The organism is Paenibacillus sp. 10L310 (assembly GCF_056395745.1).
Genome location: NZ_JBFTKC010000003.1, coordinates 82,131 through 98,044, shown reverse-complemented (window position 1 = coordinate 98,044; position 15,914 = coordinate 82,131). Strand labels below are relative to the sequence as shown.

19 protein-coding genes are annotated in these 15,914 nt (G+C 41.7%); 18 read left to right on the top strand and 1 reads right to left on the bottom strand.

Features of this window, described 5'->3' with window-relative positions; all coding sequences use genetic code 11:
- Positions 1–245: 245 nt before the first annotated feature.
- Both AC1DE7_RS09410 and AC1DE7_RS09405 read left to right on the top strand, forming a co-directional pair.
- A complete protein-coding gene (locus tag AC1DE7_RS09410) occupies positions 246–1,325 on the top strand; it encodes a hypothetical protein (protein WP_477534223.1) in 1,080 nt (359 codons plus the stop codon).
- Between the two features lie 275 nt (positions 1,326–1,600).
- Positions 1,601–2,521, top strand: coding sequence for a tyrosine-type recombinase/integrase (locus AC1DE7_RS09405; protein WP_477534222.1), 921 nt, complete (start codon positions 1,601–1,603; stop codon positions 2,519–2,521).
- A gap of 271 nt (positions 2,522–2,792) precedes the next feature.
- On the opposite strand, the gene AC1DE7_RS09400 is transcribed toward AC1DE7_RS09405, so the two are convergent.
- Entirely contained in the window at positions 2,793–3,722 is a 930-nt protein-coding gene (locus AC1DE7_RS09400; protein WP_036613729.1) for an L-lactate dehydrogenase, read from the bottom strand.
- Between the two features lie 337 nt (positions 3,723–4,059).
- Between AC1DE7_RS09400 and AC1DE7_RS09395 the strand changes: the two genes are divergently transcribed.
- The 16 genes from AC1DE7_RS09395 to AC1DE7_RS09320 all read left to right on the top strand — a co-directional run bounded on the left by AC1DE7_RS09395 (position 4,060) and on the right by AC1DE7_RS09320 (position 15,781).
- The gene (locus AC1DE7_RS09395; RefSeq protein ID WP_477534221.1) at positions 4,060–5,337 is read left to right on the top strand and encodes a WD40/YVTN/BNR-like repeat-containing protein; all 1,278 of its coding nucleotides are present in this window, start codon (positions 4,060–4,062) and stop codon (positions 5,335–5,337) included.
- A 147-nt stretch (positions 5,338–5,484) separates the two neighbouring features.
- The gene (locus tag AC1DE7_RS09390) at positions 5,485–5,694 is read left to right on the top strand and encodes a hypothetical protein (protein ID WP_477534220.1); all 210 of its coding nucleotides are present in this window, start codon (positions 5,485–5,487) and stop codon (positions 5,692–5,694) included.
- 124 nt (positions 5,695–5,818) lie between these two features.
- The gene (locus AC1DE7_RS09385; protein ID WP_053061591.1) at positions 5,819–6,091 is read left to right on the top strand and encodes a hypothetical protein; all 273 of its coding nucleotides are present in this window, start codon (positions 5,819–5,821) and stop codon (positions 6,089–6,091) included.
- A 165-nt stretch (positions 6,092–6,256) separates the two neighbouring features.
- Entirely contained in the window at positions 6,257–6,670 is a 414-nt protein-coding gene (locus AC1DE7_RS09380; protein ID WP_477534219.1) for a hypothetical protein, read from the top strand.
- 33 nt (positions 6,671–6,703) lie between these two features.
- On the top strand, positions 6,704–7,072 hold the full coding sequence (locus AC1DE7_RS09375; RefSeq protein WP_477534218.1) for a hypothetical protein: 369 nt from the start codon (positions 6,704–6,706) through the stop codon (positions 7,070–7,072).
- A gap of 382 nt (positions 7,073–7,454) precedes the next feature.
- On the top strand, positions 7,455–8,234 hold the full coding sequence (locus AC1DE7_RS09370) for a phosphotransferase family protein (protein ID WP_127550658.1): 780 nt from the start codon (positions 7,455–7,457) through the stop codon (positions 8,232–8,234).
- A gap of 57 nt (positions 8,235–8,291) precedes the next feature.
- Positions 8,292–8,717 carry an NUDIX hydrolase gene (locus AC1DE7_RS09365; RefSeq protein WP_127550659.1) on the top strand — a complete coding sequence of 142 codons (426 nt, stop codon included), beginning with the start codon at positions 8,292–8,294 and terminating at the stop codon, positions 8,715–8,717.
- Between the two features lie 100 nt (positions 8,718–8,817).
- Positions 8,818–9,888: a CHAP domain-containing protein gene (locus AC1DE7_RS09360; protein WP_477534217.1), complete on the top strand. Its 1,071-nt coding sequence runs from the start codon at positions 8,818–8,820 to the stop codon at positions 9,886–9,888.
- A gap of 95 nt (positions 9,889–9,983) precedes the next feature.
- Positions 9,984–10,406, top strand: coding sequence for an NUDIX hydrolase (locus tag AC1DE7_RS09355; RefSeq protein WP_477534216.1), 423 nt, complete (start codon positions 9,984–9,986; stop codon positions 10,404–10,406).
- 34 nt (positions 10,407–10,440) lie between these two features.
- Positions 10,441–11,187, top strand: coding sequence for a class I SAM-dependent methyltransferase (locus AC1DE7_RS09350; RefSeq protein WP_477534215.1), 747 nt, complete (start codon positions 10,441–10,443; stop codon positions 11,185–11,187).
- Positions 11,188–11,215: 28 nt separating this feature from the next.
- Positions 11,216–11,758, top strand: coding sequence for a GNAT family N-acetyltransferase (locus AC1DE7_RS09345; RefSeq protein ID WP_477534214.1), 543 nt, complete (start codon positions 11,216–11,218; stop codon positions 11,756–11,758).
- Positions 11,759–11,793: 35 nt separating this feature from the next.
- On the top strand, positions 11,794–12,288 hold the full coding sequence (locus tag AC1DE7_RS09340) for an AAA family ATPase (RefSeq protein ID WP_477534213.1): 495 nt from the start codon (positions 11,794–11,796) through the stop codon (positions 12,286–12,288).
- Positions 12,289–12,332: 44 nt separating this feature from the next.
- Positions 12,333–12,875 carry a GNAT family N-acetyltransferase gene (locus AC1DE7_RS09335; protein WP_282321132.1) on the top strand — a complete coding sequence of 181 codons (543 nt, stop codon included), beginning with the start codon at positions 12,333–12,335 and terminating at the stop codon, positions 12,873–12,875.
- A gap of 42 nt (positions 12,876–12,917) precedes the next feature.
- Positions 12,918–13,511 carry a C39 family peptidase gene (locus AC1DE7_RS09330; protein WP_282321133.1) on the top strand — a complete coding sequence of 198 codons (594 nt, stop codon included), beginning with the start codon at positions 12,918–12,920 and terminating at the stop codon, positions 13,509–13,511.
- Between the two features lie 665 nt (positions 13,512–14,176).
- The gene (locus AC1DE7_RS09325) at positions 14,177–14,959 is read left to right on the top strand and encodes a collagen-like protein (RefSeq protein ID WP_477534212.1); all 783 of its coding nucleotides are present in this window, start codon (positions 14,177–14,179) and stop codon (positions 14,957–14,959) included.
- A gap of 252 nt (positions 14,960–15,211) precedes the next feature.
- Entirely contained in the window at positions 15,212–15,781 is a 570-nt protein-coding gene (locus AC1DE7_RS09320; protein ID WP_282321135.1) for a hypothetical protein, read from the top strand.
- Positions 15,782–15,914: the final 133 nt, after the last annotated feature.

Below are 15,914 nucleotides of genomic sequence, written 5' to 3'. Positions count from 1 at the left end.
TCTTTAACCGAGAATATCTTCATTTTTCCTCATTTCGTATCGCTTAGGCGAAGCGGGATGGGGATTTTTTTATATAGAAAGATAAAGGATGATAACAGCAGGGGAAGGTTGGGATTTTCTTCATATATGGGTAAGTAATAAGGGACGTAACCAAGTTAATCACGGGGGCGGGGTTGCGGCTAAGCCAAATATGAAATATATTTGGGGATGTGACATGCCATCAGACATAAGAGAGGGGATGTATCATGAACACACCATTACATACGAATTCAGATCATCAAAATGCAGCTTTTGGATTTGCATTAGCTGACTCATCCGTACTTGCAGAGGCACAATTAGTTGTTTCACAATCAGGAGGTGCAGGTGACCTACAGTTAGATATTGATCCGCAGCGCCTTCTGAAGGATGGACGTAAAGTATCTGTCATTGCACAACAGTTGGACTCACCGGTCAATCGTCAGGATGCCAATATCATCTATGGTCAGGAGCTGGCATACGTGCAGTATGCTGTTAACCTGAAACCGGATAGCTCAATCTCCATTGCATCTATTGAAGGCGTTGAACAGTCTGTTAATCTTGGTTGGGAAGCATTTCAAGAGGGGGAATACGAACTTCGAATCTCCCTGCATATGAAAACACCTCGTATTGCTGAAGGTACACTCGAACCTGAACAACTTGCAATGGTTAAGTATGCGCAAGTTATCACCGTATATATATCGCTTTTCCCGGCAGAAGCAGCGTCGTTGAGTTCACCATCTCAAGCTGTGTGGAGCAGAAACCATCATGTGTTTGACTCCTACGGGAGAGGAGGATTTATTCTCGCTGACCTGCCTCGACTCGCTGAACGCGTAGAGGCACTGATGGGACCGGGTAACCATAATCTGATCGAACAATTTGCTGAAGGAAACTTGTCGGATACTTTGCTGGATGAGGGGCTGATGGCGATTGCCTGGGGCGTGACTCCGTGGTGTTATTCACTCTATTCTGCACCAGATGAGCAGTCTGCTCGAATACTTGCCGTGGACAAGCTGGGCGATGAACCTGAACGGCAAGGGATCTACCGTATTGATCCGTCCATTCAACAATTAAGCATTGTGCCGGCGAACGAACTGGCTTACTGGCCTGCTTGCGTTCAGAACGATTGGCCTGTCATTGATGTGGCGGGTGAAGGCGAGACGTTGCACATGGATTTGTATACTCAGATATGCGAATCCGTGAATGGTCTGCACGAGAATCCATTGCCATCGTTTGTACTTACCCGTAGTCAAGGCAAACCCGAAGCGATCATTCCGCTGATTGATGTTGTCATTGTGGATGAAGCGTAGAGCACTGCTTTATAATAAATATATACATTGAACTAATCATTTACACGAAAACGGAGAGGACAGAAAGAACCTGAAAAAGTGAAGCTAAAAGTTTTCTGCAAGAAAGCTACTTCGGAAGCATACGCTTCGCCTTTATCCACGGATTTCCCCCTTGAGAAAAGGGAATCAGAAAAATCTGGGGATAATAGCGATTGGAAGGTTGTTCTGTCATCGCAGTGCCCGTGTAAATAATCTTAGTCAATTTATAAAGAACCGAATTGAGGTGACGTAGACAGATGATGACCGAGGAGATTCAGGAGCAATATGCGGACGAGCTTGAAGCTTTTCACATATGGATGAAGGACGCCGGATATACAGGCCATACAGTAAAATCATACACGGGTGACGTGGTGGAATTCCTGGTCTCCATTCAAGGAAAGTCACTGGAGCAGGTCAAAAAGCTGCATGTGCTGTCTTTTCTGTCCCGTGCCCGGGAGCGTGGGGTTAGTGATGCCACGAGAAATCGCAAACATGCGGCGGTGAACTGTTTTTACAAGTCCCTCATTGAACTCGAATTGTTAACCAAGAATCCGGCGTTTGGGATCAAAAAATCCAAAACCGAGAAAAACCGTGCGCCCGTTTTCCTTGATGAAAGTGGGCTGACACGTTTTCTGGAGTCGGTAGAAGGCAAGTATCGTACACGTAATCTGGCTGTTTTTCTATTGATGGGATATATGGGATTACGGGTTGGAGAAGTGCATGCGTTGGATTGCAAAGACTATAACGCGGAGCGGCGTACATTGGATGTATTTGGTAAAGGTCGTAAATGGCGCTCGCTCCCTGTACCGGAGACTGTGGCAAAAGTATTATCTCAAGCGATGGCTGAGCGTCTCGATCCTTGGCGGCCAAAAGAGGAAGCGTTATTTGTCTCGCAGAAAGGGAAGAGACTGTCGATTCGCAGCATCCAGCTCATATCTACAGAAACCTTTGAACGTTTCCAGCAGGAATCACCAGCCAATCAACGTCAAAACTACTCCAGTCATAAGCTGCGTCACTCCTTCGCGACCATGATGTTACGGCGTGGAGCCGATCTGCGTACCGTGCAGGAGCTACTTGGTCATGCATCGATTCAAACAACAACCGTGTACACACACGTCACCAGTAGGGAGAAAGAAGAGGCTATGGCTTTGCTGGACGTTAAACTTCCGACATATTAGAAGTGAAAAGCTAATATTTAACCCGAAAAGGAGTCTGTCCAAGTGACAGGCTTTTTTGTTATTGATTTGGATGGTGGATATTTAAACATAATTAATATTATGTAAACTAATATCTGAAATCTAAATTGGCCTATAATAGAAATCAAACAAAAGAACCATTCGCCTCTTCTCTTTAGAAGAAACAAATGGCCCTTTTGGCTAAGACAGATATCTTAATTTACAACTTTTAACGTGCTAAATCGTTCACGATATGAATGATTGCGCGATTGAATTACTCGAGTCCAGCGATCTGTTCTTTTAATTTGTTAGCAGAAGCCTGGAAAGCCACTTTTTCGGTTTCATTCAACGGAAGAGGCAGAATTTCGCGCACACCGTTGCGATCTACGACACAAGGAACGCCTAGATAAACATCCGATACACCATTGTAATCTTCAAGGTACGTGGATACGTTCAGAACGGAGCCTTCGTTGCCGAGAATTGCAGCTACAATGCGGTCCAGAGCAAGGGCGATTGCATAGGAAGTCGCGCCTTTGGCATTAATAATCTCATACGCTGCATTTTTGGTACGGTCGAAGATATCCTGTTGTGTTTCTTCATCCAATTCCAGATCTGTTCCTGCAACGTTAGCCAGGCTCCATACCGGTACTTCGGAATCTCCATGCTCACCAATAATGTGTGCGTGAATACTACGCGGGTCGATCCCTTTATTTTTACCAATCAGGTAACGGAAACGTGCGCTATCGAGCAATGTACCTGAACCGATGACACGTGAAGCAGGCCATCCACTTTGTTTCCATGAAGTATAGGACAAAATATCTACAGGATTGGTTGCAATCAGCAAAATACCATGAGAATTCACTTCAGTAATACGCTCGATAATATCTTTGAAAATGCTTGCATTTTTCTTCAGCAGATCAATCCGGGTTTCGCCCGGCTTCTGGGAAGCGCCGGCTGTAATAATAATGATATCTGCATCTTTGCAGTCGGAATAATCGCCAGCCCATACTTTCACGCCTCCCGTAAATGGAAGACCGTGGTTCATATCCAGCATTTCGCCGGTTGCTTTATCATGATTCACATCCACAAATACCAACTCGGACGAACGCTGTCTCAACATTAGCGTGTATCCCGTTGTTGTTCCCACCGCACCCATGCCTACAATCACGACACGACTTGGTTTCAGAGCTGCACTATTTGTCATGTTCAATATCCTCTCCTTTTTGGGTTATACTCCCATCCATATTAAGGGATTAGAGAATATAAAGCGAGTGTTGTCTATAAAATAGTTCACATTTCATGTCTTTTTACCAAGTATTCCGTCGAAAAACAGTTTAGGATGAAATTAATGGTAATAAATGTGCGACCTATAGCCCAGAGTATGAACTGGAAAAAGGGAGCGGTCCAACCATGAGTGGGCAATGAGCCTTTTACATAAGGTTTGTGGTAGAATAGGAGCAGTGGATTCTGATGAATCGTAAATAAAACGCCATAGGACAGGCATGCGCGCCTGTATATTGGATGAGAGAGGTGGAACCCACTTGCGTTTGCAATGGATTAAAATCGCGCAGACAGCATTGCTGTCTATAGGTATAGCAGCTGTATTGGCTGCATGCACCGACTCAGATCAACCTCCGGTAGCAGAACCTCCGCAGCAGCAGGAGGACGCCGGGAATACAGGGCAGACATTAACTGTCGTTCCCCCTGTGAACAGTACAGAATCTGCAGATATGGCCAAGTACCAAATACAGACCCGTTTGACCGATTTTCAGTTGCTCAATGACAACGGAGGATTGGCGTGGGGTGTGACGCGGAATGCGCTGCGCCTGTACTACACTCAGGATCAGGGAAAGACCTGGACCAATATTTCACCTTCGGAAAATGTACAGTTTCCGGCTAACCCTAAATATGGACAAAGCATTTATTTTGTAGATCGTGCACATGGTTGGATAGTTCGTGAAGGCATGGGTGGAACAGATACCATGGTGCTTCGCACCAACAATGGGGGCGTAACTTGGAGTCTGTCTTCTCTGTCCAAGACGGATAAAGTGACTGCGATCTCATTTGTATCTCCTGAGAAAGGCTGGATTCTCACCACGGTCGATACCGCTATTGGTAAACAGGACAAGAAACTTTACTTTACCGAGGACGGTGGAATTACCTGGAATCGGATGTCTTCCAGTGATGAAGATGGCAAACAGGAAGCAGAAGAGATTTCCAAACGTGGATACACCACGGGCATGACTTTCTCGGATCCAAAACATGGTTTCTTAACAGCGCTGGAGTTCGGCACACCGAAGTTATATGTAACATCAGACGGCGGAGAAAACTGGAATACTGGACCATCCTTCTTTGACCGAAACAAATTCAACGGGTGTGGTAATTTCAGTGTTAGTTCACCACAATTTTTTGGACGTGAAGCGCAATCAGCCTGGATGTCAATGTCCTGTTCTAAAGGCGAGAGCACGACATTTAATGGATTCTTTACCACCGATGGCGGAAAGAGCTGGAAGCTGTCCAATTTCACTTTAAACAAACAAAATGGTCCGAATCGTAACCTTTCACCGGTATTTCTGAACGCATCGGAAGGTTGGGCGATGCAAAAGGGCATAACCTACCACACCAAGGATGCGGGCAAAACGTGGAGCGCTCTTCCTGCAAGCAGTGTACTGGAGAAAATTCTCGAAGATTATCCGGAGATTGTGAAGATGCAGATGGTTAACCCCAAGCTTGGCTGGATATTGGTTGAAAATACAGATGCCAAAAGATCGTTGTTATTGCAAACGGTAGATGGCGGTGTACATTGGAAAGTACTTTAAACGTAGAGTGTTATCGATGTGAATAGATAGGAGAAAGGAGAGGAGCCTAAGGGTTCCTTTTCTTTTTTGCTTAGTTTGTGAAATAAATCACAAATAAATCCGGTAGAAGGTGATATATTTAACTCAACAAGAGAAGGAGTGATGAAGATGAGAACCAACGGTCAAACTCAAATCACGCAGGCGGATGAATTAACCAGATATATGCTTCAATTATGCTACATATGTGACGATGCGAATCGTTGCACAACAGAGGAAGCAGTGAAGGCTTGCATGGCAGAACACGCACAGGCAGACCAGCCCGAACCAGCCGAAGGCGGAGAAGTAACTCGCGGGTATATGGATATGATGTACGCATAGTAATCAAAACGGATCAAAGAAGGCTGATATATCAACGTTTTGCCCCTGAAGTACCCCCCTTAGAATAGGACATTGGAAAAACCTCTGGGTTTAGCCGATGAAATTCTAGGGGGTGTATTTTTTTATGGCGATTAAAGGACACTTTGAAAGTGTTATCTCGGTTGTTATCACGATTACTATTGTAAGAGGAACGTTAGCAACTGAATCAGTTATTTATTCCGCGACATCTACGAATGACTTTGGCCCTCTGGCACCACAGATTATCACATTTCCAGCAAAAGATTTCAATCCACCACTCTTACTACAATTGACGTACACTGCTTTTATAGGCACTAGCCTGGTACCTGTTATTCGTGTAGGTCCTGAGAACTTCGATTGGTTCATTGTCTCAGACTAATCTGAACAAAAAGAATAATTATGGTGATATAGGAACAAATCCGATAGCATCGGTAAATATGACTTCACTGGCATAAAGCTGGAGGAGTCATTTTTTATTATTTGGATTTTAAATCCCACAAATGTTAAAGTTAGGATATCCGACAGAAGATAGGGGAATACTTAAATGGAAACTAAAGCAAATGGAGTTCTCAAAAATTTGACTTACCTTATTTTAATTATTGTTTTATTCGCAGTTGGATCTATGTTACTCAATAACCAACTTACGCAAGCCAGAACGAGATTTGATGTTAGTCCTTTTTTGATAACAATTATACCAATTGTTTTCTTCGGAGGTATTGGTGTGGTTCTTGGATTAAGGATTAGAGGACAATTGAGATCAACAAAACAACAGGACACATCGGGTTTCCTACTGATAACTTTACCGGCTCTTATTGTTTCTTTAAGTTATGTATGGGCCTCATTTGGATGGTTAAATGATTCTGTATATCAATATATTGTTGTTAATGACTATTTAGTGATTGTGGCTAGTGTAATCTTAGGATTCTCTATAATGTCAGCTTTACCAAAGAAAATTTAGGGTAATATTATAATGTAAAAAAAGGGTCAATAAGTGAAGAAGAAATTAGGATTGCTTGCTCTGACTTTAGGATTAATTTTTGGGGTTACTGCCAAACCAACAGCCACGACTGCATCACCAGATGGTACTCCATCTCCGCCTCGATTTGAATTCAATGCTTTAGTAACTGATGAAAATGGAAACAAAGTTGATGTCGAACTTAAAAATGTGAAACAAGTGTCAACTCAAACTAATTCTAATGGATTATTGAGAACTCAAAACGCAGACAGTGAAACAACTGTTACTGAAAGTTACGAGGTTACTGTTTCTCTCCCTACTGATAATGATGCTATAAGCACTTTTGATGAAGGCGAGGGTGGTAAAACAGAGAATAATGTGAAAGCGTATATCTATTACGTATAACCATCGTAATAACAAGTAAGAGTGCCTTTGACAATCATAGATCTGCTCTGCGTCAGGTTCTAGCGAGTCGTTTCTTTAGTTCCATCTAAATAGAACTCAGATGAGAAGCAATGAATCAGTTTGTACAACTACAAACGTATGTGAGAGAAAAGTGTAGTAAGATGGATCTGATGTACACTTAGACTAATGATTCACGGAGAATGCTCCTGCGGGAGTGTTCTTTTTGATTTGGAGAGAAATGTATGCGCTTTTAAATGTACTACGCAAATATTGCAGCATGGGTTATTATAGAAATAATTAAGGTGAATCACTCAAAATGTGGATTTTTTTATTGACTTTATCTGAAAGAGAAAGGGCGTGAAATTGTAGAAAGGACAAAACTATGAATATTCAAGATCTCCCAATTGAAATAAAAGAACATATAGGGGAAGTCCAGAAAATCACTTTTCCTAAGCAAGGTCATACTTCTACTGTGGCTATACTGGATACGTTCGACCAAAAGTACATCATCAAGAAGACAGAAAACGATCTTTATAATGAATGGTTATCCGATGAATATAAGGTGCTCCAATACCTTTACCATACGGGACTCCCTGTTCCAGAGGTATATTCATTTCATACTGAGGACACATCGAGATGGCTTCTGATGGATTATATTGATGGAATAAGTTTAAGAGAATTTCTCTCTAAGATGCCTGACCTCCAAAGTAAAGAAAAAGCGATTTTTAACTTTGGGCTTTGTTTAAAGAAAATACATGAATGCTCTTGTCCTGTTGAATTATTGAACAATGACAGTCCTTGGTTAGATACAATGCTTAACAAAGCAGAATATAATCTAACTCACTTTGCTATAGACGGATCAGCAGAATTACTTCAACAGTTGAAAGAAGCAAGACCAAAACCAGTAGAGAACACTTTCATTCATGGAGATTTTACTATAGATAATGTGCTAGTTAATGATTGCAATATTGTTGGAGTTATTGACTGGGCAGGAGCAGCTTATGGCGACCCAAGATATGATGTAGCATTAGCTATTAGACCGAAACATAATGCGTTTGACAATGAAAGAGATAGAGAAATATTTTATAACGGGTATGGAAAGTTAAGAATAACGGATGAAGAATATAATTATTTTGAAGACGGGATATATAACTTCTTTTAGTCTGGCTATAAATTGTTCTTCAAACGTATATTAATCTCTCTAGAAGGAGTCGAATAAATGAGCCCTCCAAAACATATCTTATCTGCCGCTGCAATCGTGATAAACGACAAAAATGAATTATTACTTATTAGAGGACCACGAAGAGGATGGGAAATGCCAGGTGGTCAAGTGGAAGAAGGAGAATCTCTAAGTCAAGCTGCGATCCGAGAAACGAAAGAGGAGTCCGGTATCGACATTGAAATTATCAAATTCTGTGGAATATTTCAGAATATCGAAAATTCAATATGTAACACATTATTTCTAGCCAAACCAATAGGAGGAGAATTAATCACATCAACGGAGAGTTTAGAGTCTGGTTTCTTTCCGATCGAAGAAGCCATTTTAAAAGTCGAATGGAAAAACTTCAGAGAAAGAATAGAGTATTGTTTAAAACCTGAGATGCAACCTTTTTGCATTGAGTTCAGCGATAAGAATAATATTTAAGCATGTTACATATTACAGTGTATTTACAGATTCATCATAGATATGGGTCTAGGAATAAAGCCGAATCTGACCCATTCAAGAAAGGTAAGGAGGCCAAAGTTTGAGTTCAGGAAAGAAATCTAAACGGCTGGACACTGTTCGTAGTCTCGTTCATGAAATGCTTCTTGAGGAAAGTATTAACAAGGAAGGTATGTTGGTTCATCTTTATGAGGTTTCTAATTTTGCTTCCATGCTTGCTATGAAAAGAGTACAGGATTCGGAAATTACTGCGATTGCAGGGTTACTCCACGGTTTTTATTTCTACAAAACAGGAATCGAAGACTTTCCTGGTCCTAATAGTGCGGATGCTGTTAGACCGATATTACGCAGTGCTGAAATTTTTACGACAGATGAATTGTCTATCATTCTTAAATCAATCTTTTATCAGGAAGATACACATCTAGTTCATGGCCCATATGAAGAAGTTATTAAAGATGCCATACTGTTTCAGATATACTTCCAGAATCCAAATAGAAACTTATCAAAGGCAGAGATAAGTAGAATACAGAATGTATTTACTGAATTGGGGATTTCGAAGGAGAATATAAAAGCAGACGTTAATGTTAATGTGCAAACAGTTCACATAAATACTGAAGAGCGGCGTTCTAAGTTAGCTGATTTAGCAGAAACGCTGGCAAGGCAAAATATTAATGGTACTTCAGGGGATCAACGATATCAGGAAATTTGCAGTTATTGGCCGGATTCTGATATCTGTAAAGTACTTGAAGCCAATTGGTGTGCCGCATTCGTATATCATTGTTGTATGAAAGTTGGAATAAAACTCCCTATTAGATATCCTAATCGAATGTATCGATTAGCTGGGGTGGGTGCTTGGTTGGACTGGGCTCAGCTAGCTGAAACAGAATTCTTTTATCGGGATATGCAAGAAGGATTTGAACCAGAGCGTGGTGATATAGTCATTTATGAGAAGCTCTTAACGGATAATTCTCACGATCACATTGGAATTGTTTTGGCCTGTGACGGTGATCAATTATTGGTTGCAGAGGGGAACACAGACAATAAAAACTACTTTAGCGTTTTATACAGAGAAAGAGGACATTGTATTCTCGGATATATCCGTGTAGATGAAAGCTATCAATTTAATTTTCAAGGAGAGTATAGACCAACTTAGTTGATATACATGGGTGTGCTAGTTTATGTATCTTGAGGTTATGAATTTTGTATCAAAAACATAGGAAGATCACTATCAGAAAGGAAGTTCAATCAATGAAACGAGTCGATGTAGTATACTCACTACTAACCAATCCATCCAAATCTAAAGTGCTTGCAGTAAGAAATGTAGAACGTTCAAGCTGGTCGCTGCCTGGCGGAGCTGTTGAACCCGATGAATCATGGGAACAAGCAGCAATCAGGGAAGCCAAAGAAGAAACAGGACTTGATGTTGGCGTCCACGGCATTGTAGCAATAAACGAGTGTAAATTTGAAGAAATTAAAGAACATGCCATTTTCATCACATTCAGAGCGGAAATCGTCGGAGGGAGAGAAGAGATATCAATACCAGACGAAATCTCTGAGATTGCATGGTTGGATATAACACAGGCAGATGAGCTTATGCCTTACTACAAGAATGGCTTTAAAAGCTTACTTAATGGCAATGAGATTACATATTTCAACGAAGGTAACAAGTAATGTTCTGAATGTAGTGTATAAAGGAGGCTATCAGATGAACAAGCACAGTGTTTATGAAACAAACAGCTTTTATTGGGATACAAAAGGGAATGACTTTTTGAGTGCAATCGTGCTTCCACATTATGGAGCATTTATCTCAGAAGAAAAACACCAACTTTTTGGTGATGTCTCAGGATTAAAGATGTTAGAGGTGGGCTGTGGAAATGGTCAATCCTTGCAGTATCATGGAGACCGCAAAGCAGGTGAACTGTGGGGTACGGATATATCCCAGAAACAGATAGAAAAGACACAACAACACTTGAGGACATACGGAATTCCTGCAACATTGATATGTTCACCCATGGAAGAGGGATGTGGTATTCCTACTAATTATTTTGACGCTGTGTATTCGATTTATGCCATAGGTTGGACAACCGATCTTGAAGGTACTTTCAGCCGAATCGCTTCTTATTTAAAGAAAGATGGCATTTTTATTTTCAGCTGGTCTCATCCAATTCATAGATGTGTCGTTGAAGAAAATGATAGATTTGTTTTCAATAAGTCATATTCTGATGAATCTTGGTATGCGGTGTCTCCTGATTTTTGTCAGGGAGAATTAGTTTTAGCTGATCGTCAAATATCAGCCTATGTCAACGCGTTAGCAAAAGCGGGATTTGTCATTGAACAAATGATAGAAGAATCCGATGAGGATATCATGCAATTACATAATAATAGCGATAGTCTCCTTAAAAGAGCGAAGATGTTACCTGTATCCTTTGTGATTAAAGCAAGAAAACGGTGATTAAATGAAATGAATCGGAGAGTGGGATATGTTTAAATATCAAATGGATACTGCTACCTATGTATCGCTATTGGCAATGAAAGATGCACCCCAATTATATAATCTGATCGATCGAAACAGGGATCATATAGGAGCGTGGTTGAAGTTCCCCAGCATGACATTAACAGAAGATGATTCAAGAAATTTCATCAAGAGAACACGTATACGCTATGCTCAAGATGATGGTTATTGGTTAGGAATCTGGTGTGGAGACGAGCTTGCTGGTTCTATTGGATACTTATACATTGATCAAGAAAACAAGAAGACTGAAATAGGATATTGGCTTGGTCAGGAATATGAGGGTATGGGACTTATTACAAAATCGATTAAAATTCTAATTGATTACGCATTTGATGAACTTGAATTAAATAAAGTTGAAATTGGCGTAGCAACAGACAATCTCAAAAGCCGCGCAATTCCTGAAAAATTAGGCTTTCAACGTGAAGGTGAATTAAGAGATTACGAATATATTAACGGTACATATTTAAACAGGATTATTTATGGGTTGAAAGCAGATCAATGGAGAACGTAATAAATCAAATTTTATTTTAACTAAAGGGGCTAGTTATGAGAAAATTACCGCTGTTTGTAGTGACAGGCGCGAGTGGAACAGGAAAAACAACGATCTCTTCGCTTGTTCGGAAGCAACTTCCCGAATTTGACGTCTTTGACATGGATATCATCGATAACGTGGATTGGCAGATTGCCAAAGAGAATTGGTTGAGGATTGCGTATAACATATCGCTAAGTGGACGAGGGACTGTTTTATGCGGAACGATGGTTCCGGAAAACATTGCATCGTCGGATTACATAGATCGATTTGATCGAATTCTATATATGAATTTGCATTGTGACGATGTTACTCGCCAGACGCGTTTAAGAGCCCGTGGGTGGGACGAGAACCTGGTTGAAGATCACAAGAATTTTGCCAATTGGTTACTCCAGAATTCGGAAACTGCGTTTGACCCGCCAATGCAAACAATTGATACGACAGAACTTACAGCAATGGAAGTAGCTGAACATGTTAAAGAATGGGTTTTAAAGAACTGGTGTGTTGAATGAACATTTAAAATAACCTAATAGTTAGATTGAGTGGGAGGAACAGGATGCTGCCTTTTCAAGTGAATGAATCTATTGTATTAGAGCTGATCCAATCTCGAGATAGAGATGAGTTGTATGCGTTAATTGATGAGAATAGAAAGTACTTGAGAGCGTGGTTACTCTGGGTCGATAAAAGACAATCGCCCAGCGATTTAGATTCTGTAATTGAAGTATGGACACATAATTATGAAGAGAAGAACGGTTTTGATTCCGGAATATGGTTCAATGAACAATTGGTTGGGATGTTAGGATTGCATTATATTGATTGGACGAATCGAGCAACGAGCATTGGATATTTTTTAGCTGAGTCAGCACAGGGCAAAGGAATCATTACTAAATCAATAGAACAATTGCTTAAATATCTCTTTAACGAGTTGAAGTTAAATCGTGTAATCATTCAATGTGCAGAAAACAACTTTAAAAGCAGGGCTATACCTGAGAAAATCGGATTTTCATATGAGGGAACATCCAGAGAAGCTCAATGGGTTTACGATCATTATGAGAATATTGTGACGTATAGTCTGCTGTCTAGTGAATGGCATACTTAAACGGTAGAGTACATCGTCTGATGAGACGAAGGAGGTCACGTATTGTTTCTCAATGTATTACTTTGGTTGATTATTCTCTGGGTGATCTCCCTTTATTTCAGTTTTCCTAAGAAAGATCGCATGTACACAGTCAATGTGCCAAGCACATATTACATTCAATCTTCAAATCGGTTGGATATTCAGAAAAACTACGAATGCGCTGCATTTTCCAGTGCGTTTGTCTTGAGACATTTCGGTTTGGAGTCCAACGGAACAAAGCTTTATGAAACCTATCCTCGCAAATTACTGGATGGGACGGTATATCCCAAAGCGGTCGTTGTTTTTTTCAGGAAGCTAGGATATCAGGCAATGTACTTACGTGGTAATGTGAATACGTTAAAGAAACAGATCAGCCAAGGGGTACCTGTTATTTTATTTATTAGAGTACATCCCAAACAACGTTATTTGCATTTTGTTCCCGTCGTTGGTTATGATGAAACGCATTTTTACTTGGCAGAATCGTTAGACCACAAGATTAATTGCGATGAAGAATATTACAATCGAAAAATCAGCATAAATGAACTCAACATGTTATGGAGGTCGTGGTTACCTTTTTCTCAAAACTCCTATATCGTCATACACCCGATGCAGATTTAAGACGGCTCTCTTTCAATGGGCATGATTTATTAGCTTTAAACGAACTAATCGGCATTATTCGGAACGTCTGCGTTGTTAAATCATGAAACTCATGCCCAAATGGCATGAGTTTTTTTGAACAAATATCGCTACGTAAACCAGCTCGCCTCAATTAATGGTTATGAACAATTTAGATCAACCGTATGGGCGGTGTGATATCCATTTTATTGTTTTTTCTGGGAATTAGCTGAGTTTTTTACTAAAATGGTTGTTCGTCCACGCATCTATTCATCTACATACGTACGTTAAACTATGTCTATAGGGAGGTGTCCACACTGTGAGTCATTCAGAAGTGAAGAAACGTATGAAGAGAAAAAAGGCAACATGCCATCCGTGTAAAGTTAAAAGAAAAGACCGCCGATTGAAAGTGGTTAAAAAGTTCGTTCAAGTAAAATGTCCGCCTCCAGAAGTGAATATATCTACCCCTACTGTTGTTGGACCAACAGGACCCCAAGGTATACAAGGCGTACAGGGCGTACAAGGTATTCCAGGTAAACAAGGGGTTGAAGGGCCACCTGGAGCTCAAGGACCAGCGGGGGGGCCACCTGGACCACAAGGGCCTCAGGGACAGCCAGGTCCTGCTGGAGCGATAGGCTCTCAAGGTCCGGTCGGGACCTGCTGGACCTATGGGAGCACAGGGGATTCCGGGAGAAGCAGGGGCCGTAGGGCCACAAGGTCCGCAAGGTAATCCAGGTCCTGCCGGAGCAATTGGACCTCAAGGTTTTCCTGGAGCTGTTGGGCCGACGGGGGCGACAGGAGTAGCAGGACCGGCAGGCGCGGTAGGCCCTGCTGGAGCAGTTGGCTCGACAGGCCCAGCAGGTACAACAGGAGCGGTAGGCCCTGCTGGGCCTGCCGGTGCAGCAGGAGCAGTAGGTCCGGCAGGGCCAGCCGGTGCAGCAGGAGCAGTAGGCCCGACTGGTGCTACAGGAGTAGCTGGTCCAGCTGGAGCCACGGGAGGTACAGGTGCAACAGGAGCAGCCGGAAGCGTACTGGGATTTGCTGACTTTTTCGCACTGATGCCACCTGATAATGCAGCAACGGTTGCTCCCGGTACTGATGTAAGCTTTCCTCAGGATGGGCCGACAAGTGGAACAACTATCGCACGTACGGGGCCTAGTTCATTCAATCTGGCAGCCATTGGTACGTATCAGATTTTGTTCCAGGTGAGCATCAATGAAGCCGGTCAATTAATCTTAACTCTCAATGGGGCAGATTTGGCTCCTACTGTAGTTGGGCGAGCAACGGGAACGTCTCAGATTGTGGGTATGGCTTTAGTGCAGACAACCGTGATTAATTCTATTCTGACCGTGCGGAACCCGGCTGGTAATGCTACAGCATTAACAATCACGCCACTTGCGGGCGGAACTAGACCTGTATCCGCACATCTTGTGATCACACAATTAGCATGAGTCCGTTAACAGGCTAGCAAACTCTCCTCAACTTTATTAAATATGCATCCACAACGGTAACATGGGTTTGCTTGAACTGAGATAGCAGTGCTTTACCTGAGGCTGTTATCTCAGTTGGAGCGGATAATGGTACAAGAGTAACTACATATCGGATACCCTTTTTGTTTTTGAGGAATGGTGAAAACGTCACTACTAATTATTTTTTCAGTTGATAATATGATAAAATATTGGAAAAACATCAGAGGTGAGTGCATGAAGAATGGACACTGGAGAAAAATTACATGGGTTGTTGCGGCATTATTATTAATCATGGTCACGGCTTGCAGCAATAGCAAATTCAATCCAAACGAATTTTCAGAACAGGATCTGGCTGTGACGAAGACCGACAGTGAGGATAAGATTACGTATGGAATGAGTCAGGAAGAGGCGGAGAAAATTCTCGGTGAGGGAACATCAACCGGTGTGGGTCAATCCTATCAATACAATAACGGGATCACGATTGGTTATAGGGATGCCAAAGTCGTTAGTATCATCTTGAATAAGGACTCGAAAGGGTACTTTAAGACGGCTCGCGGGGCAGAGGCGGGGATGACACATCAAGAGATTCTCGATCTGTATGGCAAGGAACATGTTCTGGTCGAATCTGAACGTAATATTGATTATGCCTATCATATTCAGAAGGAAACATTCCTGGATGAGAAGTCGCTACAAGCGGAAAAAGATGATCTGGCTATCTATCGTGCATCGTTTATGCTGACAAAAGAGGGACAGGTCAATCAGGTTATATTGTTGGATCATCGATTTGCAACAACCTTTAAGTAAAACATGGCTGCTAGTTAAGCAAGGTATTAGATAATGAAATAGTACTTATTTTTCGTATGAAGCAACCCTTCGGTATTCTGCCGGAGGGTATTTCCCTTCACACCGTTCGATTTCAATCCGGATAACAAGTTCC

Coding starts and splice junctions, on each gene's coding strand:
- AC1DE7_RS09340 (WP_477534213.1), top strand. CDS start 11,794: ATGAGAAAATTACCGCTGTTTGTAGTGACAGGCGCGAGTGGAACAGGA.
- AC1DE7_RS09320 (WP_282321135.1), top strand. CDS start 15,212: ATGAAGAATGGACACTGGAGAAAAATTACATGGGTTGTTGCGGCATTA.
- AC1DE7_RS09370 (WP_127550658.1), top strand. CDS start 7,455: ATGAATATTCAAGATCTCCCAATTGAAATAAAAGAACATATAGGGGAA.
- AC1DE7_RS09365 (WP_127550659.1), top strand. CDS start 8,292: ATGAGCCCTCCAAAACATATCTTATCTGCCGCTGCAATCGTGATAAAC.
- AC1DE7_RS09345 (WP_477534214.1), top strand. CDS start 11,216: ATGTTTAAATATCAAATGGATACTGCTACCTATGTATCGCTATTGGCA.
- AC1DE7_RS09380 (WP_477534219.1), top strand. CDS start 6,257: ATGGAAACTAAAGCAAATGGAGTTCTCAAAAATTTGACTTACCTTATT.
- AC1DE7_RS09400 (WP_036613729.1), bottom strand. CDS start 3,722: ATGACAAATAGTGCAGCTCTGAAACCAAGTCGTGTCGTGATTGTAGGC.
- AC1DE7_RS09390 (WP_477534220.1), top strand. CDS start 5,485: ATGAGAACCAACGGTCAAACTCAAATCACGCAGGCGGATGAATTAACC.
- AC1DE7_RS09335 (WP_282321132.1), top strand. CDS start 12,333: ATGCTGCCTTTTCAAGTGAATGAATCTATTGTATTAGAGCTGATCCAA.
- AC1DE7_RS09385 (WP_053061591.1), top strand. CDS start 5,819: ATGGCGATTAAAGGACACTTTGAAAGTGTTATCTCGGTTGTTATCACG.
- AC1DE7_RS09410 (WP_477534223.1), top strand. CDS start 246: ATGAACACACCATTACATACGAATTCAGATCATCAAAATGCAGCTTTT.
- AC1DE7_RS09405 (WP_477534222.1), top strand. CDS start 1,601: ATGATGACCGAGGAGATTCAGGAGCAATATGCGGACGAGCTTGAAGCT.
- AC1DE7_RS09325 (WP_477534212.1), top strand. CDS start 14,177: ATGGGAGCACAGGGGATTCCGGGAGAAGCAGGGGCCGTAGGGCCACAA.
- AC1DE7_RS09350 (WP_477534215.1), top strand. CDS start 10,441: ATGAACAAGCACAGTGTTTATGAAACAAACAGCTTTTATTGGGATACA.
- AC1DE7_RS09355 (WP_477534216.1), top strand. CDS start 9,984: ATGAAACGAGTCGATGTAGTATACTCACTACTAACCAATCCATCCAAA.